This is a genomic window from Bacillus sp. N12A5 (assembly GCF_026790125.1).
Classification (GTDB): domain Bacteria; phylum Bacillota; class Bacilli; order Bacillales; family Bacillaceae; genus Bacillus.
Map to the genome: position 1 here is coordinate 23231 of NZ_JALAMR010000009.1, position 21385 is coordinate 44615.

At 44.9% G+C, this 21385-nt stretch carries 20 protein-coding genes; 6 read left to right on the forward strand and 14 right to left on the reverse strand.

What is annotated here, in order from left to right; all coding sequences use genetic code 11:
• The first annotated feature begins 174 nt into the window (after nt 1–174).
• Entirely contained in the window at nt 175–708 is a 534-nt protein-coding gene (locus MOC09_RS11710) for a GbsR/MarR family transcriptional regulator (protein ID WP_268360895.1), read from the forward strand.
• 33 nt (nt 709–741) lie between these two features.
• Here MOC09_RS11710 and opuCD read toward each other — a convergent pair whose 3' ends face one another.
• From opuCD to opuCA, 4 genes are read right to left on the reverse strand one after another with little or no spacing between them, the layout of a single operon-like run.
• A complete protein-coding gene (gene opuCD / locus MOC09_RS11715) occupies nt 742–1416 on the reverse strand; it encodes a glycine betaine/carnitine/choline/choline sulfate ABC transporter permease OpuCD (RefSeq protein WP_268360896.1) in 675 nt (224 codons plus the stop codon).
• A gap of 17 nt (nt 1417–1433) precedes the next feature.
• Nucleotides 1434–2351, reverse strand: a complete 918-nt coding sequence (gene opuCC / locus MOC09_RS11720; protein ID WP_268370579.1) for an osmoprotectant ABC transporter substrate-binding lipoprotein OpuCC — start codon at nt 2349–2351, stop codon at nt 1434–1436.
• A 13-nt stretch (nt 2352–2364) separates the two neighbouring features.
• Nucleotides 2365–3018, reverse strand: coding sequence for a glycine betaine/carnitine/choline/choline sulfate ABC transporter permease OpuCB (gene opuCB, locus MOC09_RS11725; protein WP_268360900.1), 654 nt, complete (start codon nt 3016–3018; stop codon nt 2365–2367).
• Nucleotides 3019–3040: 22 nt separating this feature from the next.
• Nucleotides 3041–4180: an osmoprotectant ABC transporter ATP-binding protein OpuCA gene (opuCA, locus tag MOC09_RS11730; RefSeq protein ID WP_268360902.1), complete on the reverse strand. Its 1140-nt coding sequence runs from the start codon at nt 4178–4180 to the stop codon at nt 3041–3043.
• A 262-nt stretch (nt 4181–4442) separates the two neighbouring features.
• Here opuCA and opcR point away from each other — a divergent pair, with 262 nt between their 5' ends.
• The 3 genes from opcR (at nt 4443) to MOC09_RS11745 (ending at nt 6570) form a co-directional block, all read left to right on the forward strand.
• Complete coding sequence (gene opcR, locus MOC09_RS11735) at nt 4443–5000, forward strand: opuC operon transcriptional regulator OpcR (protein WP_268360903.1); 558 nt, start codon at nt 4443–4445, stop codon at nt 4998–5000.
• Nucleotides 5001–5111: 111 nt separating this feature from the next.
• On the forward strand, nt 5112–5726 hold the full coding sequence (locus MOC09_RS11740) for a PH domain-containing protein (protein WP_268360905.1): 615 nt from the start codon (nt 5112–5114) through the stop codon (nt 5724–5726).
• 145 nt (nt 5727–5871) lie between these two features.
• On the forward strand, nt 5872–6570 hold the full coding sequence (locus MOC09_RS11745; RefSeq protein WP_268370581.1) for a zinc ribbon domain-containing protein: 699 nt from the start codon (nt 5872–5874) through the stop codon (nt 6568–6570).
• Nucleotides 6571–6608: 38 nt separating this feature from the next.
• On the opposite strand, the gene MOC09_RS11750 is transcribed toward MOC09_RS11745, so the two are convergent.
• Entirely contained in the window at nt 6609–8423 is a 1815-nt protein-coding gene (locus MOC09_RS11750) for a zinc ribbon domain-containing protein (RefSeq protein ID WP_268360909.1), read from the reverse strand.
• Nucleotides 8424–8555: 132 nt separating this feature from the next.
• Here MOC09_RS11750 and MOC09_RS11755 point away from each other — a divergent pair, with 132 nt between their 5' ends.
• Nucleotides 8556–9017, forward strand: coding sequence for a GNAT family N-acetyltransferase (locus tag MOC09_RS11755; protein WP_268360910.1), 462 nt, complete (start codon nt 8556–8558; stop codon nt 9015–9017).
• A gap of 44 nt (nt 9018–9061) precedes the next feature.
• Here MOC09_RS11755 and eno read toward each other — a convergent pair whose 3' ends face one another.
• The 7 genes from eno to araE all read right to left on the reverse strand — a co-directional run bounded on the left by eno (nt 9062) and on the right by araE (nt 17972).
• A complete protein-coding gene (gene eno, locus MOC09_RS11760; protein ID WP_268360912.1) occupies nt 9062–10354 on the reverse strand; it encodes a phosphopyruvate hydratase in 1293 nt (430 codons plus the stop codon).
• Nucleotides 10355–10382: 28 nt separating this feature from the next.
• On the reverse strand, nt 10383–11918 hold the full coding sequence (gene gpmI / locus MOC09_RS11765; protein ID WP_268360914.1) for a 2,3-bisphosphoglycerate-independent phosphoglycerate mutase: 1536 nt from the start codon (nt 11916–11918) through the stop codon (nt 10383–10385).
• Nucleotides 11911–12672, reverse strand: a complete 762-nt coding sequence (gene tpiA, locus MOC09_RS11770) for a triose-phosphate isomerase (protein ID WP_268370584.1) — start codon at nt 12670–12672, stop codon at nt 11911–11913. The genes gpmI and tpiA overlap by 8 nt, the downstream gene beginning before the upstream one ends.
• Nucleotides 12673–12702: 30 nt before the next feature.
• The gene (locus MOC09_RS11775; protein ID WP_268370586.1) at nt 12703–13887 is read right to left on the reverse strand and encodes a phosphoglycerate kinase; all 1185 of its coding nucleotides are present in this window, start codon (nt 13885–13887) and stop codon (nt 12703–12705) included.
• A 315-nt stretch (nt 13888–14202) separates the two neighbouring features.
• Entirely contained in the window at nt 14203–15210 is a 1008-nt protein-coding gene (gap, locus tag MOC09_RS11780; RefSeq protein ID WP_268366692.1) for a type I glyceraldehyde-3-phosphate dehydrogenase, read from the reverse strand.
• 46 nt (nt 15211–15256) lie between these two features.
• The gene (gene cggR / locus MOC09_RS11785; RefSeq protein ID WP_268370587.1) at nt 15257–16279 is read right to left on the reverse strand and encodes a gapA transcriptional regulator CggR; all 1023 of its coding nucleotides are present in this window, start codon (nt 16277–16279) and stop codon (nt 15257–15259) included.
• 298 nt (nt 16280–16577) lie between these two features.
• Nucleotides 16578–17972, reverse strand: coding sequence for an arabinose-proton symporter AraE (gene araE / locus MOC09_RS11790; protein ID WP_268358091.1), 1395 nt, complete (start codon nt 17970–17972; stop codon nt 16578–16580).
• A gap of 203 nt (nt 17973–18175) precedes the next feature.
• Here araE and araR point away from each other — a divergent pair, with 203 nt between their 5' ends.
• On the forward strand, nt 18176–19264 hold the full coding sequence (araR, locus tag MOC09_RS11795) for an arabinose utilization transcriptional regulator AraR (protein ID WP_268358092.1): 1089 nt from the start codon (nt 18176–18178) through the stop codon (nt 19262–19264).
• Between the two features lie 49 nt (nt 19265–19313).
• On the opposite strand, the gene MOC09_RS11800 is transcribed toward araR, so the two are convergent.
• Together MOC09_RS11800 and MOC09_RS11805 are read right to left on the reverse strand one after the other, a co-directional pair.
• A complete protein-coding gene (locus tag MOC09_RS11800) occupies nt 19314–20324 on the reverse strand; it encodes an LLM class flavin-dependent oxidoreductase (RefSeq protein ID WP_268370589.1) in 1011 nt (336 codons plus the stop codon).
• Between the two features lie 157 nt (nt 20325–20481).
• The gene (locus MOC09_RS11805) at nt 20482–21360 is read right to left on the reverse strand and encodes a LysR family transcriptional regulator (protein ID WP_268370591.1); all 879 of its coding nucleotides are present in this window, start codon (nt 21358–21360) and stop codon (nt 20482–20484) included.
• Nucleotides 21361–21385: the final 25 nt, after the last annotated feature.

The following is a 21385-nucleotide window of genomic DNA, read 5'->3' on the forward strand; positions in this document are numbered from 1 at the left end:
CAATTTGTTCATATTATTTATAAAGTATGTGTAAACGCTGATTTACCTGCATTGACCTGTAATGATCTCCTTATTGCTCCAATTTCCTGCCAAATTCTCTTGTTACAGCATTTCCGCCGCATCAAAAATGTGGTATATTGACATCGGAATTGTTAGCTGAAAGGATTGAAACCGTTGGAGAAAGATCCGTTAACGATCATTGAACAAGCTGAGGACCATTTAATAGAAAGACTCGCGGAAAACATGCATGCATTTGGAATGCCCTCTACCGTCGGACGTGTGCTGGGCATTATTTATATGAATCGAAAACCGATGACGCTGACCGAACTTTCCGAAGCGACCGGCATGAGCAAAACACGCATGAGCCAGGTTGTGCGGGAAATGCTGGATGCCAACATCGCCGAGAAGGTGTTCGAAAAGGGCGTGCGAAAAGATTTATATGAGGTCGAACAGGATTACTACCAAACGTTTATTACCCTGTTTACAGCCACTTGGAGCAAAGTCGTCAGCAAGAACAAAATGATGCATAAAAAACTCAATCGGGAACTGCTCAGCGTCTTGGACGAAGAGCTTACTCCTGAAGCGGAAGAAAAAGTCAATGAGCTGCTGAAGGAACTAAAGGAATGGCTCGATTATTATAATTGGCTCGGGCGATTGATTGAGTTTTTTGAAAGCGAAGAAATTTTTAAATATGTGCCGAAGCCGTAAAAAAACGCCCTGTCATTCACAAGGCGTTTTTTCTTATGCGGCGCCGGCCAGATTTTTCTTCTTTTTCTTTTTAATCGGGCTTAACGTGCGTTCAAGCCAGCCCATCACCAAATCGGCTATCACCGCCATCAGAGCCGTGGGGATTGCACCCGCCAGTATAATCGCGGTTCCATTTGTTGCATTTGATCCTCTGACGATGATATCCCCGAGACCGCCTGCACCGACAAATGTCCCGATCGCTGTAATGCCGATGGCGATGACAAGCGCGGTGCGGAGGCCGGCCATAATAACAGAAAGCGCAAGCGGAAGCTCGACCATCCGCAGCACTTGACATTTTGTCATTCCCATCGCTTTTCCGGATTCCAAATAGGCATGTTCAATGCTGATAATGCCTGTATACGTATTTCTGATAATCGGCAGAAGAGAATACAGAAATAATGACAATATCACTGTATTAGCACCCAGCCCCATGACAAGCATCAGCACGGCAAGCATGGCGAGAGCCGGGATGGTTTGAATGACGTTCGTCACCGCAAAAACCCATCCGCTTAATGTTCTGTATCTGGCTATCAGGATGCCGAGCGGAATCCCAACAATGGCGGCAAACAAAACGCCGTACACCGACATCAGAAAATGGCGGTAAAACTCCTGCAGCACGTAGCTGCCGTTTTGCGAATAGTAAGTGCCAAGCTGCTGTAGTACCTCCATATGATCCACCTCTTTTCTTAGTCAAAATAATGATGTTTCTCTAAAAATTCCTTCGCTACGACAGACGGCTCCTTCAGCTTGCCATCCACCTCGTAGTTAAGCTCCTGCATCGTTTCCGTATCAATTTGCCCGATCAGCTTATTGATCACGCCTTCAAGCTCCGGATGTTCCTTAAGCACCTTTTCAGGAATCACCGGTGAACAGTCATACGGCGGGAAAAAACGCTTATCGTCCTTTAAGATTTTGAGATCATAGGCTTTAATCCGTCCATCCGTTGAATAAGCCAGAACAGCATCCATTTTTCCGTTTTTGACTGCGTCATAGACAAGCCCGATCTGCATCGGATAAGTTGTGCCGAACTCAAATTCATATGTGCTCACAAAGCCTTTATACCCGTCGCCTTTCCGTTTCAGCCAAGCATTATCGACGCCTAATTTATAATGAGAAGCGTTTTTCTTCAGGGCAGATACGGTGTTGATACGCTCCTTTTCCGCAAACTTTTTTGTTACGGTAAAGGCATATGTGTTCTCAAATCCGTAGGAATCAAACCATTTATAGGCAAAGCGCTTTTCAAATTCGTTCTGCACAATGTTCAGCGCTTTTTTCGGATCTTTTTCTGCTTCCTTGCCGAGGGTGCTTGTTAAATCTGTTCCGGAATAGCGCGTGGCAGAAATATCAATGTCACCGCCCAGCATCGCTTGGTGCTGAACATAGTTTGACCCGAGGTTTTTCACTAAAGCGGTATTCAAATCTGTATCATGTTCAATAAGCTGTGCGATCATATTCGCTACAATTTCTGATTCTGTCATGCTTTGCGCCCCGACTTTGATCGTGTCGTCTGAAGCGCCGCCGAGCCCTGGCAGAGAACAGCCGCTCAGCAGCAGGACAAAGGCAATAGCGAACGCGCCAAGCCATTTGATTTTTTTCGTTTTCAACAGAGCCAACTCCTTACGAAACTTCCTTCATCCCTTGCAATCCTTTCGGCGTCACCTTTCGTTCGGTCACAGCCAGCACGTAATCAATGATAATGGCCAGGATCGTGACCGGCACGGCGCCGCCAATGATATATTCAGGCTGATACAGGTTTAAGCCGATAAAAATGTAATCCCCGAGACCGCCGCCCCCGATAAACGATGCAAGTGTCGCCCAGCCGATTAAATAGATCGTTGATGTGCGGATCCCCGCCATAATAATCGGGATCGCCAGCGGGATTTCAACGAGCCGAATCTGTTCCCAGCCGGTCATGCCGATCCCTTTTCCCGATTCCAGCAGATTTTTGTTGACACCTTTAATGCCGGTATACGTGTTGCGCAGGATCGGCAGCACCGAATAGAAAAATAAAGCGACAATTGCAGGCACTTTTCCGACACCGAGAAGCGGAATAAAGAAGGCTAAAATCGCCAGGCTCGGCAGTGTTTGCACAATGTTGACGGCGCCTATAATCGCGCCTGCGCCTTTCTTCATTCTGGTGAGAGCAACGCCTAGCGGCACCGCAACGATAATGCCCAATACAACGGCAATGAGTGAAATATATAAATGCTCACCTGTTTTATACAGCAGTTCTCCGCCGTTCGTTTGCAAAAAAGTCATCATTTGATTCATCTTAATAGAGCTCCTCCCCTGGTCAGATCGTCATGAGCTGGTCTTCCTCGCCCCATATGGAATCGTATACGATATCAACAAGGCTCGCTCTCGTCACAATTCCTGCTAAATGATTCTGTTCATCCACCACAGGAACATACTTGATTCCCTGCTTCAGGATTTTCCGGACCGTATCGCGAAGAAGCGCTCCTTTTTGCACAGTATATATATCCGAGCGGTATACATCGCCAACGACGCTCGCTTTTTTGCGGTTTTGATCAATCATTTCCACATCAACATAGCCCTTCAGCACATTTTGCCGGTCCACAACAAGCAGTGAATCGACACGTTTTTCTCTCATCAGCTGAATCGCCTGTGAAAGCGTTTTGTCCGCTGATACCGTCACAGGTGTTCTGTTCATCATTTGCTCTACCCGCTCGATATCCGGTCTCGACTGGATCAGGCGTTCTTTCCCGATAAATTCTTCAACAAATTCATTTGCAGGGTTCCGGAGAATCTCATCGGGTGTGCCGACTTGAACGATTTCTCCCGCTTTTAAAATCACGATCCGGTCAGCCAGCTTAATCGCTTCATCCATATCATGGGTTACAAACACAATCGTTTTGTTTAAGGTTCTTTGCAGTTTTTTGAATTCTTCCTGAAGGGAATCACGCGTAATTGGGTCAAGCGCTCCGAACGGTTCATCCATTAGAATGAGAGGGGGTTCCGCAGCCAGTGCACGCAGCACGCCGATTCTTTGCTGCTGTCCGCCGCTGAGCTCATGGGGGTAACGGCCTAAATATTCCGGGCCCATATCCACAAGCTTTAACAGCTCTCTCGCCCGTTCTTTCCGTTTTTCTTCAGGCCATTTCAGCAGCTTTGGCACAAGTGAGATGTTCTGCTGGATGGTCATGTGGGGGAACAGACCGATCTGCTGAATCACATAGCCGATTTTTCTCCTCAGTTCAACCGGGTCCTGCTCCATAATATTTTCTCCGTCGATAAAGATGTTTCCTGACGATGGTTCAATTAATCTATTGATCATTTTCATCGTCGTCGTTTTTCCGCAGCCGCTCGGGCCGATAAAACAGATAAATTCGCCCTTGGCGATATCTAAATCAATGCTGTTCACAGCCTTTTTGCCGCCTTTATATACTTTTGACACTTGTTCTAATTTCAGCAATCCGTGCACCTCCGCAGGTTCTCTTTAATTTTCTGAAAAGTATAATCTTTATTATAGTTTGAACTTTATAAAATAAAAAGTTTACAATGTGTTGAAATTATATGTTATTTACAGATTATCTATTGTTATGACCAAGACGGAGAGGGTGTTCTTACAATTACGCCGGATCCCTCCCTCTTCCTCTGCATTCAGCTATTTTCAACAACTGTCAGAAATATGTTATATTGACACCATCAATTGCCATTTGAAGGGATGATCAGCTGTGGAAAAAACTGCTCTCGACATCATTGAACATGCTGAAGAGCATCTCATTGAGAAGATTGCCGAAAATATGCATACGTTTGGAATGCCTTCAACTGTCGGGCGTGTGCTTGGAATTATCTATATGAATCGAAAACCGATGACGCTAAGCGAGCTGTCAGAGGCAACAGGCATGAGCAAAACACGGATGAGCCAGGTTGTCCGTGAAATGATCGATGCCAATATTGCCGAAAAGGTGTTTGAAAAAGGCGTACGAAAAGACCTATATGACGTCGAGCAGGATTATTATCAAACCTTCATTTCATTATTTGCGGCGAACTGGACAAAGGTCGTAAGCAAAAACAAAGTGCTGTATAAAAAATTAAACCGGGAGCTGACTGATCTTTTACAAAGGGACGGGCTTACCCCGGAAGCGGAAGAGAAAGTCAATCAGCTGCTGAATGAATTAAGAGAATGGCTCCATTACTATGACTGGCTGAGCAGATTGATTGAATTCTTTGAGAGCGAGGAAGTCTTTCAATACGTGCCGAAAACAAAAGAAAGCAGTTTCCTGAAGTAAGGGAACTGCTTTCTTTTGTGGATAAAATGTTGTGATTTTATCAGTTATAGCCTGACAGAAACACTCCATGCTACAATAAAGTGACAAATGGAATAGGAAGGACGTATGCAGATGTTCAAAAAAATTGCAGCAGATGCACTGGGCTTATCTGATATCGGAAAAATTATCGACCCTCAGGATTATGACAAAACAGATGCTGATGACTATGTCATGCATGAAGACAATGAGAAAATATATTTCTTGATTAAAACAAAAGCAGACGAATACTGCTTTACGAATCTGGCTCTGATCCATGTAGACGGCGAACGCGCCACTTCCTCAAAACGAACATTGAAACGCTATCCTTATTCGCAGTATAAAATCTCTGACGTTTTTCTGGAAACCGCCGGAAAAGTCGATTTGGATGTTGAAATTAAGTTCAAGCTGGGCGGTGAACAATTCGACATCGATGTGCACAAAGACCAAATTGAAAAGTTAAAAGACCTTTATAAAGCACTGCTTCGTATCGCAGAAACAACCTATGAAAATGATATTTTAATCAATCAAGCGGAACAAAGCTTGGATAAAGCCGCAACGATTCTTCACCATACCCGTCCAGAGCACGTCAATATTGAAACGCAATATAAAGAGCTGACTGAATTCGGATTCACTTGGCTGACATCCGTTCGCTCGCAGTATCATATTAAGGATTTTGGGGATGTATTTGAGAAATATATAAATAACTAGCATATAAAAACGACACAGCTGCTATTGGGCTCGTGTCTTTTTTATATGGTATTTTTGTATGAATATTGGTTACTTTACAACTTTTTTCTTTTATAATAAACCTATTAGTCTATTTTCCCTATATTATAGATAAAGGAGTTATTTTATGTATTGTCCTCAATGCGGCCATCAAACAGATGGCGGAAAGTTTTGTGAGAAATGCGGATCACCTCTCCCTGGTCAATCAGGCCAACAGCAGGCAGCTCAAACCGGAGCCACTGCAAAACAAGCTGCAAAGCAGTTCGGTTCTTTTGTCCTTGCCGTCCTGAAACGCCCTTATCAGGAGTGTAGAACAACAGGCGGAGAGCAGCTGATCAGCGCAGTTATTACGATGGTTCTATTCAGTTTGCTGACCCCTTTGATGTTGTACACTCTTCTATCAGACGGTCCCGGAAGCGTAAGCTTTACAGCAGTCTTCTTAGAACCAACCATTTACTTTGCCCTGTTTCTTTTCGGTTTGCATGCCTTGATCTTTTTCGCTTTGAAAATCGCGGGAAACCAAGTATCTTTCAAGGATTCCTTTTCAAGGTTTGGTGCGTTTCTCATTCCGTTTACAGCTATTTTGATTTTTGCCCTTTTATTGTTTTTATTACATACAGACATTTGCTTTACCGTGTTAGTCGTTGGTTTAATCGGTGCATTTTTTGCCATTCCTCCTGCGATGATGAGCAGTTACCAGCATTCATATAAAGGAAAGGCTGATATCATTTACTCAACGATTGTGATTTATCTGATCACCTGCGTTACATTTCAGCTTATGATCGAACACTATATCAAGGAGATTTTCCGTTATATGTTCTTTTAAAAAAACAACCCCATCACCAGCTGGCGATGGGGTTGTTTTTATTGAATCGACGTTAAGTAAATTCTTCCGTTCTTCACTACGCCGGTATAAGTCCAATTATATGTTCTGAGCTTTGGACTGCCGCCTGATTTTGTGATATAGAATTCTTCGTACGTCTTAATTGTAATCGCTGATCCATTTTGGCTCCAGCTTTTCACTTCATAGTTATTAAAGTCTTCCGTTGTTCCCTCTTTATTTAATTTCGCCACGAGATGCTGCTGGTCGGAATAAAGGGAACTGCCTTTTTCAAGGCTGTCTTCCATCAGTGAGAAATTATTTTGATTCACGGCATCTGCCTGATTTTGCAGATAACTGCCCATGAATAATGTCACTTGTTCATCTGTAACATCACCGCTTGCAGAGCTTTCGCTGTTTTTGTTTTTCGAGCCTGCCCAAGCGGATGTGTACGTCTCCGGTTTGTCATTTTTGATTTTCTTTATATTTGTACCGGCAGATTCGAATGTTGATTCTGCATCTTCAAAAATCCATTTTTTCTGTTTTTTATCATATGAAAGAAGATATTCATAACTCGGACTTTCGTCAGTCATTTCAGATTTTGTATAGTCGTTATACGAAGAAGACTGGTGAAGTTCTTTTCCTGTTACCGATACCTGCCACGTTCCGTCGTTTTTCTGAGAGAGGGCAAATGTGTCCAGGTCAAAATCAGTTTCCAAGTATCTATCTTTTAAGTATGAATCCGCGCTTTTCATAGAATCGACGGTGTCCTTCGTCTCCGCCTTCCAATTGGCACTTGCCTCTGTCATCTCGGCTGTATTCCCATCAGATAGCGCTTTGGAGTATTGTTTTGTTGTTTTGACAATTGTGTTCATAATCTGTTCCTGTGTAGCTTGATCAGGAATTAACGTTAACTCCATTTCTTTATGATCGATCGGAACGCCCGCTGTTTTTGTTTTCCCCCATGGAAATGCTGCCTCGACTGAAGCCGTCATGGATCCGTCTGTCAGAAGCGGTCCGTATGTTACAGATTTGAACGGGTCTTTATGAATCGACTTGCCGTTAATCAGCAAGTCTCCCTTCCCGCTCTTGATGTCATCTGCTAAGCTGAATGTCACATCGTCTGCTTCTAGTGAGAGATCAACACGAAAGCTGTTATCGCCCACCGCCTGTATGTCTTCCTTTTTTACAAGATCGACTACATCGTTTTTCAGTTTGGCTGAGACTGTATATTCGCCGGGGATGTACGGCCCTAGAGTTTGTGCTTGATCCGCTTTCTTTACAGATCCGGCATCCTCTTTATTGACATATAGATCGGTATTTTTATAATTGCTGGTCACTTCAAAATAAACAGGTGCTACCTTTAAGTCATAATGGTCAAAAACAAGCAAGCTTTTCCCGTCTTTCTCCGCGTATACGATATCCTTTTGGGCTGTTTCAGCACGCAGCGATGCAAAAAGCTCATCTTTTTTGTCAGGATGATCCTTTAAATATGTAAGAAACGGCTTTACATTATTTTTAGTAAGCTTAAGCTTGTCATTTACCGGCGTAAGAAGAGACGCGATTTGGTCTTTATCCTCATCATTTACAGCCTGTTCAAACTTGTCGACTAACCTATCCTTTGAAGTAAAGTACGCTCCGGTTTTATATGCGGCGAATACTATCACGCACGCTGCGGCAATGCTGCTCCATAACATGATGGTTTTCTTAGGGATTGGTTTTCTCGGAGCCTGCTTCGTTTCAGCAGTGCTTGCTGTTTCTTTATGTGCCTGTCTGCTGCTTCCTCCTATCGGGGTGCCGCATTCTTTACAAAACTTGGCCCCTTCATTATTTTTTTGACCACATTCCTTACAAAACATGTGACTTTCCTCCTAGTTGTTATCCACTATTTTGTACAGATTTCCTATGTTACATATTTTATAATAGAATGGTATGAAATTGGAGGAAATCACGAAAATATCTCTATAAGAATGTGAAAAGGTGGAATGATCATGCAACATCTCACCATTCAAAAAGCAACAAACTATGATCAAGCGCTGTATGAGCTTCTGCTGCTCGCCGACCCATCAATAGAAATTGTTGATGAATATTTGGCCAGAGGAGAGTGCTACACAGGCTATCTATCAGGCGAATTAGCCGGTGTATACGTGATCATCACAACTCGGCCGCAAACGGTAGAAATCGTTAACATCGCAGTAAAACAAACAATGCAAAAACAGGGCATTGGCAAGCTTCTTATCCGCGACGCCATTGAAAAAGCGAAACATATGGGAGCAAAGGTGATTGAGATAGGCACTGGAAATTCCAGCATCCATCAGCTGTCTCTATATCAAAAATGCGGATTTCGCCTTCAAGGAATTGACCATGATTTTTTTATCAGACACTACGAGGAGGAGATTTTTGAAGACGGTATTCAATGCCGTGATATGGTGAGGCTTTATATGGACCTTTGAAAGCATAAAAAAACCGCCGAGAGAAAATCCCGGCGGTCATTTTATTACTTATTCAAGTTGTAGAAAGAGTTAATACCGTGGTATTGAGCAGTTTCAGCCAACTGATCTTCGATGCGAAGAAGCTGGTTGTATTTCGCAACACGGTCCGTACGAGACGGAGCACCTGTTTTGATTTGTCCTGCGTTTGTTGCCACAGCGATGTCAGCGATTGTGCTGTCTTCAGTTTCACCTGAACGGTGAGAGATAACAGCTGTGTAGCCTGCGCGTTTCGCCATTTCGATTGCATCGAATGTTTCAGTCAATGTACCGATTTGGTTTACTTTGATCAGGATAGAGTTGCCTACGCCGTTTTTGATGCCTTCAGCAAGTTTTTTCGTGTTAGTAACGAAGAGGTCGTCACCAACAAGCTGAACTTTATTGCCAAGACGCTCAGTAAGAAGCTTGTGGCCTTCCCAGTCGTTCTCATCAAGTCCGTCTTCGATAGAGATGATTGGATATTTAGAAACAAGCTCTTCATACCAGTCAACCATTTCAGCAGATGTTTTCACAACGCCTTCGCCAGACAGATGGTATTTGCCGTCTTCTTTGTTGTAGAACTCAGAAGATGCAGCATCCATAGCAAGTTTTACTTCTTCGCCAGGTTTGAAGCCGGCTTTTTCGATTGCTTCAACGATTGTTTGAAGCGCTTCTTCGTTAGAACCAAGGTTTGGAGCGAATCCGCCTTCATCACCTACAGCAGTGTTTAAGCCTTTTGCGCTTAATACTGATTTCAGGCTGTGGAAAATTTGAGCGCCCATGCGAAGTGCTTCACGGAAGTTTGGAGCACCTACAGGCATGATCATGAATTCTTGAATATCCACGTTGTTATCAGCATGCTCTCCGCCGTTGACGATGTTCATCATCGGTACAGGAAGCGTTTTTGAGTTGAATCCTCCAAGGTATTGGTAAAGAGGAATCTGTAAGAAATCAGCAGCAGCACGCGCACAAGCCATAGATACGCCAAGGATTGCGTTCGCACCAAGTTTGCCTTTGTTTTCAGTACCGTCAAGCTCGATTAAAAGCTGATCGATTGCGTTTTGTTCAGTTACATCAAAGCCAAGAAGCTCTGGAGCAATGATTTCGTTAACGTTGTTAACAGCTGTTAACACGCCTTTTCCAAGGTAACGGTCTTTGTCGCCGTCACGAAGCTCAACCGCTTCGTATTCACCTGTAGAAGCTCCGCTTGGCACTAATGCGCGGCCGAAAGCTCCTGTTTCTGTGTATACTTCAACTTCAACTGTTGGGTTGCCGCGGGAGTCTAATACTTCGCGTGCATAAACATCAACAATGTATGGCATGAGTTTTGTCTCTCCTTTGATTTTCAAATTATTTTTGAATTAAAGATGTTCCTGTCATTTCTTTCGGTTTTTCAACACCGAGAAGGTCTAATAACGTTGGTGCAAGGTCGCCTAGGATTCCGCCTTCACGCAGCGTGATGCCTTCTTTCGTAACAATCACAGGGACTGGGTTTGTTGTATGTGCAGTGTGCGGTTCGCCTGATTCTGTAATCAGAATATCAGCATTACCGTGATCAGCGGTAATGATAGCGTGTCCGCCTTTAGCGAGAATCGCGTCAACGACTTCGCCCAAGCATTCGTCCACTGCTTCAATTGCTTTAATTGTTGGTTCAACCATTCCGGAGTGGCCGACCATATCAGGGTTTGCGAAGTTAAGAATGATCGCGTCATGCTTGTCTGCTTCAATTTCTTTGACAAGCGCGTCCTTCACTTCATACGCACTCATTTCAGGCTTCAAGTCATATGTTGCAACTTTCGGCGAGTTGATGAGAATACGCTCTTCACCCGGGAATTCAGCTTCACGGCCGCCGCTCATAAAGAACGTGACGTGCGGATACTTTTCAGTTTCTGCAATTCGAAGCTGTTTTAATCCGTGCTGGGATAATACTTCTCCGACTGTGTTATCAAGATTCATCGGTTTAAACGCTACATAGCCGTCAACTGATTCACTGAAGTGAGTCAGGCAGACGAAGTGCAGGTTCTTCGGATAATTCTCGCCGCGATCAAAGTCACGGAAGTCTTTGTTTGTGAACGTGTTAGAAATCTGAATCGCACGGTCAGGTCTGAAATTATAGAAAATGACAGAATCGCCGTCGTGGATTTTCGCAACAGGCTCACCGTTTTCTTTTGTGATGACAGATGGAATCACGAATTCATCATAAATTCCGTTCGCATAGGAATCATCTACAACATCCAGTGCGCTGCGGTATGTCGGGCCTTCGCCGTATGCCATTGCGCGGTACGCTTTTTCTACACGGTCCCAGCGTTTGTCGCGGTCCATAGAGTAGTAACGTCCGGAAATGCTGGCGATTTCACCCACACCGATTTCCTTGATTTGTTCGTTCAGCTGGTTGATGTACGTTTTCGCCGTTTGCGGACCTACATCACGGCCGTCAAGGAAGCCATGGATATATACCTTTGTCAGCCCTTCATTTTTCGCAAGCTTTAAGAGCGCGAATAAATGGTTGATATGGCTGTGCACGCCTCCGTCCGATAAAAGACCGAACAGGTGCAAGGCTTTGTTGTTTTCTTTCGCGTGCTTCATGGCGTCCAGGAATGTTTGGTTGCGTTCAAACTCTCCTTCGCGGATCGCAATGTTTACACGTGTAAGGCTTTGGTACACAATACGCCCTGCCCCGATATTTAAATGTCCTACTTCAGAGTTCCCCATTTGCCCTTCAGGAAGGCCCACAGCCTCTCCAGAAGCAGTCAATGTTTGATGAGGATACTGGTTCCAGTAGCGGTCAAAATTCGGTTTTTTCGCTAAAGCGACTGCGTTCCCTACTGTTTCGTTTCGTAATCCGAACCCATCAAGAATGATGAGTGCAGCTGGTTTTTTACTCATATTGACCTTCCTCCAATAATTGAACGAATGACTGTGGCTCAAGGCTCGCGCCGCCGACCAAAGCACCGTCAATATCGGACTCTGCCATATATTCTTTAATGTTTGCAGGCTTTACGCTTCCGCCATATTGGATGCGAAGCTTGTCTGCAGCTTCTTGGCCGAAGCTTTCAGCGACGGTTTTACGGATATGCGCACACACGTCGTTCGCATCTTTCGCTGTAGAAGATTTGCCTGTTCCGATTGCCCAGATTGGCTCATACGCAATAACAGAAGCAGCAACTTGTTCTTCAGAAAGACCAGCCAGGCCTTTTTTCACTTGGTCAGCGACAAGATCATTTGTTTTGCCGGCTTCGCGCTCTTCAAGCGTTTCACCTACACAGATGATCGGCACAATGCCGTGTTTGAAAGCAGCATGTGCTTTTTTGTTGACTGTTTCATCAGTTTCAGCGAACATTTCACGGCGCTCAGAGTGGCCGATGACGCAATAGTCAACGCCAAGGTCTTTCAAAGCAACCGGGCTGATTTCGCCTGTGAACGCGCCGCTTTCTTCAAAGTGCATGTTTTGAGCGCCGACTTTAAGGTCAGTGCCTTTAACAGTAGAAGTAAGCTTTTCTAAGAAAAGCGCTGGCGCGCAAACAACAGCTTCCGCTTTGTCTGCTGCTGGAATGGAAGACTTTACTTCTTCAACGAAGCTGACAGCTTCGCCGAGTGTTTTGTTCATTTTCCAGTTACCGGCGATAATTGGTTTTCTCATCTGTTCCACTTCCTTATAGCAGTTTTGAGATTATTTATCGTTCAGTGCAGCTACCCCTGGAAGCTCTTTGCCTTCCATAAACTCAAGGGATGCGCCGCCGCCTGTTGAGATGTGGCTCATTTTGTCAGCAAGGCCGAATTTTTCAACCGCTGCCGCAGAGTCTCCTCCGCCGATGACAGAGTATGTATCTTTCGCCTCTGCCAATGCTTCCGCAACCGCTTTTGTTCCTTGAGCGAACAAGTCGATTTCGAATACGCCCATCGGTCCGTTCCACACGACAAGTTTGCTGTTTTTGATGACGTCAGCATACGTTTCGCGTGTTTTCGTACCAATGTCGATTGCTTCTAAATCACTAGGGATTTCAGAGATCGGCACAATTTTCACGTTTGCATCGTTAGAGAAATCATCTGCAACGAGTACATCTTCAGGCATGTAGAAGTTAACGCCTTTTTCTTTCGCGCGGTCCATAAATGACTTCGCAAGCTCGATTTTATCTTCTTCAAGAAGAGATTTACCGATTTCATAGCCTAGCGCTTTAACGAAAGTATAAGCAAGACCTCCGCCGATGATCAGGTTGTCTACTTTATCAAGAAGACTTTCGATTACACCGATTTTGTCTTTTACTTTCGCTCCGCCGATGATTGCTGTGAACGGGCGCTCAGGGTTAGAAATTGCTTTTCCTAGCACGTCAAGCTCTTTTTCCATTAAGAAACCTGCAACTGCTGGCAGATGCTCGGCAATTCCAGCTGTAGATGCATGAGCACGGTGGGCAGCACCAAATGCGTCATTTACATATACATCTGCAAGCTCAGCAAATGCTTTTGCAAGCTCAGGATCATTTTTCTCTTCACCAGGGTAGAAGCGTACGTTTTCCAATACAAGAACGTCTCCGTCTTTCATGTCAGAAATTTGTGCTTTAACAGCATCGCCGTAAGCTTCATCTGCTTTTTTCACTTCTTTGCCAAGCAGTTCGCCGAGACGTGCAGCGACAGGAGTTAAACGAAGCTCCTCAACCACTTCGCCTTTCGGGCGGCCTAAGTGGCTCGCAAGAAGGACTTTCGCGCCTTGGTCTGCAAGGTGTTTGATTGTTGGAAGCGCAGCACGGATACGTGTATCGTCTGTTACTTCCCCGTCTTTCATTGGAACGTTAAAGTCAACGCGGCAGAATACAACTTTGCCTTTTACGTCGATGTCTTTGAGAGTTTTCTTATTCATGCCTAGGAGATCCTCCTTCAAAATGGTTTGCATACAGCACGAAAAACGTGAAACCGCCTGGTCAAGCGATAACTCCGCTAGGGCAGATCGCAGTCTTTTTCGGCACAGGGCAGTTCACCTGAAGCCAGGGCAGCGGCCTCAGGCGAAAGCGCCGGCAAAGCTGCAATAACGCGGTCGTTTCTCTATCACAGAGCGTTTTATGAAAGCCGGTCTTCATGGAAAAAGGGAAAGGGAGTCCGTCCCCATCCCTTGTCCGCTTTCATTATAGCGCTTCTATTCAAAAGAACCAAGTCAGGTCCTTTTTTCAGCTATAAATTAAAGACCTTTTTTTGCGATGTAAGCTGCAAGGTCAACAACGCGGTTAGAGTAGCCGCTTTCGTTATCGTACCAAGAGATTACTTTTACCATGCTGCCTTCCATAACCATTGTAGAAAGAGCATCGATAGTAGAAGAGTTTTTGTTTCCGTTGTAGTCGCCAGAAACTAATGGCTCTTCGCTGTAGCCAAGGATTCCTTTAAGATCTCCTTCAGCCGCTTCTTTAAGAGCTGCGTTTACTTCTTCAGCTGTTACTTCTTGGTTCAGTTCTGCAACCAAGTCAACTAGAGAAACGTTTGGAGTTGGAACACGCATTGCTCCACCGTTCAGTTTGCCTTTTAGTTCAGGAAGAACTAGAGAAACTGCTTTAGCAGCACCAGTTGATGTTGGGATGATGTTTTCAGCTGCTGCACGCGCACGACGGTAGTCTTTGTGCGGAAGATCAAGGATTTGCTGATCGTTAGTGTAAGAGTGAACAGTTGTCATCATACCGCGTTTGATGCCGAATTTATCGTTAAGTACTTTTGCAAACGGCGCAAGGCAGTTTGTTGTGCAAGATGCGTTAGAAATAACATGGTGGTTAGCCGCATCATATTTATCTTCGTTAACACCCATAACGATTGTGATATCTTCTTCGTTAGCAGGAGCAGAGATGATTACTTTTTTTGCGCCAGCTTCTAAGTGTTTCGCAGCGTCTGCGCGTTTTGTGAAGAAACCAGTAGATTCAACTACGATTTCAACGCCTTGTTTGCCCCAGCTAAGTTTAGCAGGGTCGCGTTCTGCAGAAACTTCAATTGTTTTGCCGTTAACAACAAGGTTGTTACCGTCAACTGAAACTTCAGCGTCTAATTTTCCGTGTACAGAATCATATTGTAAAAGGTGAGCCAGCATGTTAGCATCTGTTAAATCGTTAACCGCTACTACCTCAACTTCAGGATTGTTTAATGCTGCGCGGAATACGTTACGTCCAATACGACCAAAACCGTTAATACCGACTTTTACTGCCATGATTGTTTCCTCCTTTAAATAAGTGAGAGATATTTATATTGAGGGATTATTCATCCCTTAATAACTTCTTTGCGGCTCCTTCGTCTGTGACGAGAACCGTGTTGCGGGGCTTTTTAAAGTAAGCCTCGATCGCCTCGGCTTTTGATGATCCGCCCGCTACTGCAATAATATCGGGGATGTCGTCTATGTCATCCAGCTGCATTCCGACAGAATGCACTTTGTGGACCACTTCGCCATCCGCGTTAAAATAGTAGCCGAACGCTTCTGTCACCGCGTTGTTATCATCTATTTTCTTTAAGTCTTCTAAAGGTGTGTTTCTTCGCTCAGCCATGGTTTTAGCTTCGCCGATTCCGTGAACCAGCATACTCGCTGATTTAATCGTCTTCAGCACCTCTTTGACAGAAGGCTCTTCAATAATAGATGAATAGGCGCCTTGTGACAGCTGTCCCGGAACAAACAAAAGCCGGTAAGTGCCTGAAGCCTTCTCCGCCATATGCGCACATATGGTGTTCGCCTGGTTTTTCACGTCTTCGCCTAAACCGCCTCTTGCAGGCACAAACAAAAGCTCGCGGTTTTTAGAATCCGGCGTCATCATTTCGGCGACAGCTTCAATTGTCGTACCGCCAGTTACAGCGACGATATTTTTGCCTGAAAATCTTTTTTTCATACATGCGACAGCCGCTCTTCCCATTTCTTTTTTGACCCATGGGGAGTGATCGCTGTCTCCGGATACGATAATGGCATCCTTTAGATTTAACCGTTCTTTTAATGTCTTTTCCAAAAGCGTCAAACCTAAAACATCTTTCATCGTATCTTCCAGAACGGAAAGCAGTTCATAGCCCTCTTCTGTCAATGTCATGCCGTTTGTTTTAATATCGACCAGGTTCTGTTCCTTTAAAAACTGAACCTCGCCCCTCAGCACACGCTCACTGATTCCGAGACTGGCAGACAGGCTTCTTCGCCCGATGGGTTCTGTCAGCCTGATATACTGCAAGATTTCAAACCTCTTTTGCATAACGACCAGAAGATCAGGCAATAATTTTTTTTGAGCTTGTATTAACTGGTTCATGACTCAAACGTTCCTTCCTTTTTTTGCTGGACATTAAACGTCCCGCTATGACAAAAAACGTCCCATCATAGCCAAAAAAAATTATTTCTGCTTTCTTTAATTATTTTAACAGGGTGGAATTGTTTATTCAACTGTTAAGAGCCAATTCATCGACAATATTCGCAGAGTTTTCATGCCGCGGCGATTATCCAGCATTATTTTTTCCTATATATCTTTATCTTATACAGAAAACGCCAAAAGGTGCATCCCAACAAAAACAGCCCTTCCAATAGAAAGGGCCTGCTCTTTTAAAGCGTTTTCATTTTATCCAAAGCTTTTCAATCTCTTCGAGCGATTTGTTCTTCGTTTCCGGGCAGATCGTAACGACAAACAGGAAGCAAAGGATGTTAATCACTGCAAAGATCCAGAATGTATAGGCGAGCCCGAATGAGTCGATCATCATTGGCACAAACTGCCCGATCGCCCAGTTTGCCCCCCATAAAAAGATGGTCGCAATGCCCGCAGCACGCGCACGCAGATGGTTCGGAAAGATTTCAGAAATCATTATCCATGTGATCGGTCCGACTGATACACAGAAGGCAGCCACAAAACCTAAAATAAAGAAGATCAGCATAAATCCGCTTGTTAACTGAAAGTAGAACGACGTCCCGATTAAGATCATAAAAATAGCCATAAAAGCAGAACCGATGGACATCAATTTTTTTCGTCCGACTCTATCAATCAGCAAAACCGCAATAACAGTAAAAATGACTTCTACAACCCCAACGATACAGGTTGTCACAAATCCGGCATTTTGACCGAAACCCATCATTTTGAAGATTTCCGGCCCGTAGTAAGTAATGGCGTTCATGCCAATGACTTGGTTAAAGAGCGCAAGCAGGATGCCAATGATAAGCGCCTTTCTGAGACCTGGCTTAAACAGCTGGGAGAGCGACCCCATTTGTTCTATTTTTAAAGAGTTCTCAATGTTCTTTAATTCTTCTTTTGCAACAGTTTCTCCATTAATACGTGTCAGGATCTTTAACGCTTCATTTGTTTTGCCCGCTTTCGCCAGCCATCTCGGACTTTCCGGCACGACAAGCAGGACGAGGAAAAAGATCACAGACGGCACCATCCCATAAGCGAGCATCCATCTCCAGCCGGTGTGGACGCCCCATTCATATGTTCCGGACCGCTGCACAGCGAGATTAATAAAGTACGTTGCGGATATACCCAATATCGTAAAGAGCTGATATAAGGAAGAAAGGCTTCCCCGTATGGCAGGCGGCGCTGCTTCCGTAATATACGTAACAGATAGTGATGAGCCCATCCCAATCCCGAGGCCGCCGATAATTCTTGCAATGATTAAAGTGGACACGTCTTGAGAAAGCGCTGAAACGATTGCGGATACCGCAAATAACAAGGCCGCTGTCATTAAAATTTTTCTCCGGCCGAATCTGTCACTTAGAAATCCGGATATCCCGACGCCCGCCACTCCTCCAATCATAATGCTGGAAATCACAAGACCTTCCATAAACGGACTCAGGCTGTATAAATCTTTCAGAAATCCGATGGCGCCGGAAATCACTGCCGTGTCATAGCCATACAATAGGCCGCCAAGACCCGCCGCGCATGAAATCAAAATGACAAATCCCATTGAATGGCTTCTTGTTACAGGAGCATTTGGTTCTAATTGCGTTGGAGTATTCTTCATTTCCCTGCCCTCCCGAATGTTGAGTAAAGCGTTTACATTTCTCTTTGTGTTTGTACGTACTTATATTAAAATTTAACGAAAATTACATCTAATTAGTACGTACAAATATAGAATAATCGTCTTTGCATTTTCTGTCAATGTTTTCTTACAAAGAACGCTGTGATATACTGAAATTTGTCCGTATACATTTTGGAGGAATGGATATGTTACCAAAATACGCGCAAGTAAAAGAAGAAATCAGTTCATGGATTAACCAAGGCAAAATACTGCCTGATCAAAAGATCCCTACAGAAAACGAATTAATGCAGCAATTCGGCGTCAGCCGGCATACCATTCGCAAGGCGATCGGAGACCTCGTATCACAAGGCCTGCTGTACAGCGTACAAGGCGGGGGCACCTTTGTCGCTTCACGCTCTGCTAAGTCAGCGCTGCATTCCAATAAAACGATCGGTGTTCTGACAACCTACATATCAGACTATATTTTCCCGAGCATCATCAGAGGAATCGAGTCTTATTTAAGCGAGCAGGGGTATTCGATGCTTTTGACAAGCACAAACAACAACCCCGACAATGAAAGAAGAGGGTTAGAAAACCTGCTGTCCCAGCATATTGACGGACTCATCGTAGAGCCGACTAAAAGCGCCCTGCAAACACCAAATATCGGCTACTATCTGAATTTGGAGAAAAACGGCATTCCTTTCGCGATGATTAACGCATCATATGCCGAGCTTGCCGCACCGAGTTTTACCTTAGATGATGTGAAAGGCGGGATGATGGCAGCGGAGCATTTGCTTTCTCTCGGCCACACGCATATGATGGGCATTTTCAAAGCAGATGACACGCAGGGCGTCAAACGGATGAATGGGTTTATTCAGGCACACCGGGACCGTGAGTTATTCCCTTCCCCAGATATGATTGTAACGTTTACAACGGAAGAAAAAGAATCAAGACTGCTGGAGAAAGTAAAGTCCACATTGGAGAAAAACAGCAAGCATATGCCGACAGCCATTCTTTGTTATAACGATGAAATTGCGCTGAAGGTGATTGATATGCTAAGAGAGATGGATCTTAAAGTGCCAGAGGATATGTCTATCGTCGGATATGACGATTCGCATTTCGCGCAAATCTCCGAGGTCAAATTAACCTCTGTCAAGCACCCGAAATCCGTGCTCGGACAAGCAGCGGCCAAATATGTTATTGACTGCTTAGAGCATAAAAAGCCGAAGCAAGAGGATGTTATATTTGAGCCTGAGCTAATTATTCGCCAGTCGGCCAGAGAACTGAATGAATAAAAAAAGCAATGTATGGGATCTCCCCGCTACATTGCTTTTTTTATAGCTGTTATCTGTTTTTCCAAACATCTGCGATGATTTCAAACGAGCGCATTCTGTCTGCGTGTTCAAAGGTTTCTGAGTTGACCATAATTTCATCAGCCTGCGTCGTTTTGACAAAGTCTTCGAGCTTCGCTTTCACTTCTTCTGGACCGCCGACAATCGTCGAACTCAGCTGCTCATTGACCATTGCTTTTTCATACGGGCTCCAGATTTGGTCCATATCTTCAACAGGCGGCTTTAGCTGGTTCGGCGTGCCGCGGACAAGATCAAGAAATCTTTGATAATGCGACGTCGCAAGGTGCTGCGCTTTCTCGTTTGTATCTGCCGCGATAATGGTAACACCGACCATCGCATAAGGTTCGTCGAGCACTTCTGACGGCGTGAAGGAATTGCGGTACAGCTCCAATGCGGGAACCGTATTCGCCGGTGAGAAATGGGCGGCAAACGCAAATGGAAGACCGAGTTCGCCCGCCAGTCGGGCGCTGAAGCCGCTTGATCCCAGCAGCCAAATCGGTACATCTATGCCCTCTCCCGGAATGGCGCGGACTTGATTGCGCACATTCCCGGTCGGTTTAAAGTAATTACGCAGTTCCTCTAATTGCTCTGGGAAATCTTCACCGCTGTTGATATTTCTGCGCAGCGCTCGTGCTGTCAATTGGTCCGTTCCAGGAGCACGTCCGAGCCCCAGATCAATCCGTCCGGGATACAGTGTTTCCAGTGTGCCGAATTGCTCAGCAATTACCAGTGAAGAGTGGTTCGGGAGCATAATGCCGCCGGAGCCGACGCGGATTTTCTTTGTGCCGCCGGCAATATGGCCGATCAGGACCGCGGTGGCAGAGCTTGCGACACCTTCTATATTATGATGCTCAGCGAGCCAGTAGCGGTGATAGCCCCATTCCTCCGCACGGCGCGCCAAGTCCATGCTGTTTCGGAATGATTCTGCGATCGTTCCTCCCTGAACAACCGGAGATAAATTCAAGACAGAAAGCAAGGTATCTTTGCGTTGTTGAGTAGACATGTTTTTCTCCTTTGCAATTGTGATATCAATAAACAGCCTCAAGCTGTCAAGTCATGATCGAAAGGACTTCTATCACACCATAACACAACTGCATTCAGGAATAAAAGAATTTGATTCGATGAAATTCGAACAATATAAAACGAACAGTTGGGCACCATTATTCTGTCCCAAACAGATCCTGCGCCATCTCAATAAAGAGTTTAGCCGCCAGAGAAGCTTCCTTCATCGACGGAACAGCAAGCTGCACATCACGGTATACCTGCGGGTCCAAATCCCGTGTCACCACATGCTCAGGCAGCGGCATGCCCGACATGGACATTTCTGATAAAATCGCCAGGCCCAGTCCTTCTCTGATCATACTGATCGAGGTATTCATGTTATAGACTGTGAAAGCGGCGTTCAGCGTAGCACCCGCCTGCCGGAACATATCGATAAAAGGTGATTCATAGCCGCCGTCACAGACGATCATCGGTTCATGGTCAAGCTCTTTCAGCGTAATGGACGCGTGACTGGCAAGCGGGTGATCGTCCCTGAGCACGACAGCCATTTTATCTTTTTTCAAATGAATGTACTCCATCTCCTCTGTTGGATATAGAAGGATGCCGACATCTATCATTCGCGTGTGAAGCCACTCCTTGACTTCATTTACAGTTCCCTCGTGCAGCACAAGCTCCAATTTCGGATATTTTTGTTTAAACTCACTGATCAGCTTTGGCATAAAATAAGCCGAAGCAGTTGAGAATGTGCCGATATGGATTGTTCCCAGTTCAAGCCCTTTTTCCGCGGCTGCGACTTGCTCAACTTTTTCAATGCCTTTTAGGACTTCCCTGATGTGGACTAAAATCTTTTTTCCTGTATCCGTCAGCATCAGGCCATTGCGCCGGTCACGAATGATCAGCTTCACATCAAGCTCTGCTTCGATCGCAGAAATCGCATGGCTGACAGCCGGCTGTGTCATGTTCAGCGCCTGCCCCGCTTTTGTAAAGCTTCCCGTTTCAGCTATTTTTACGAAAACCCTTAATTGTGTAATGGTCATAACAATTTACTTATACTCCTTATAA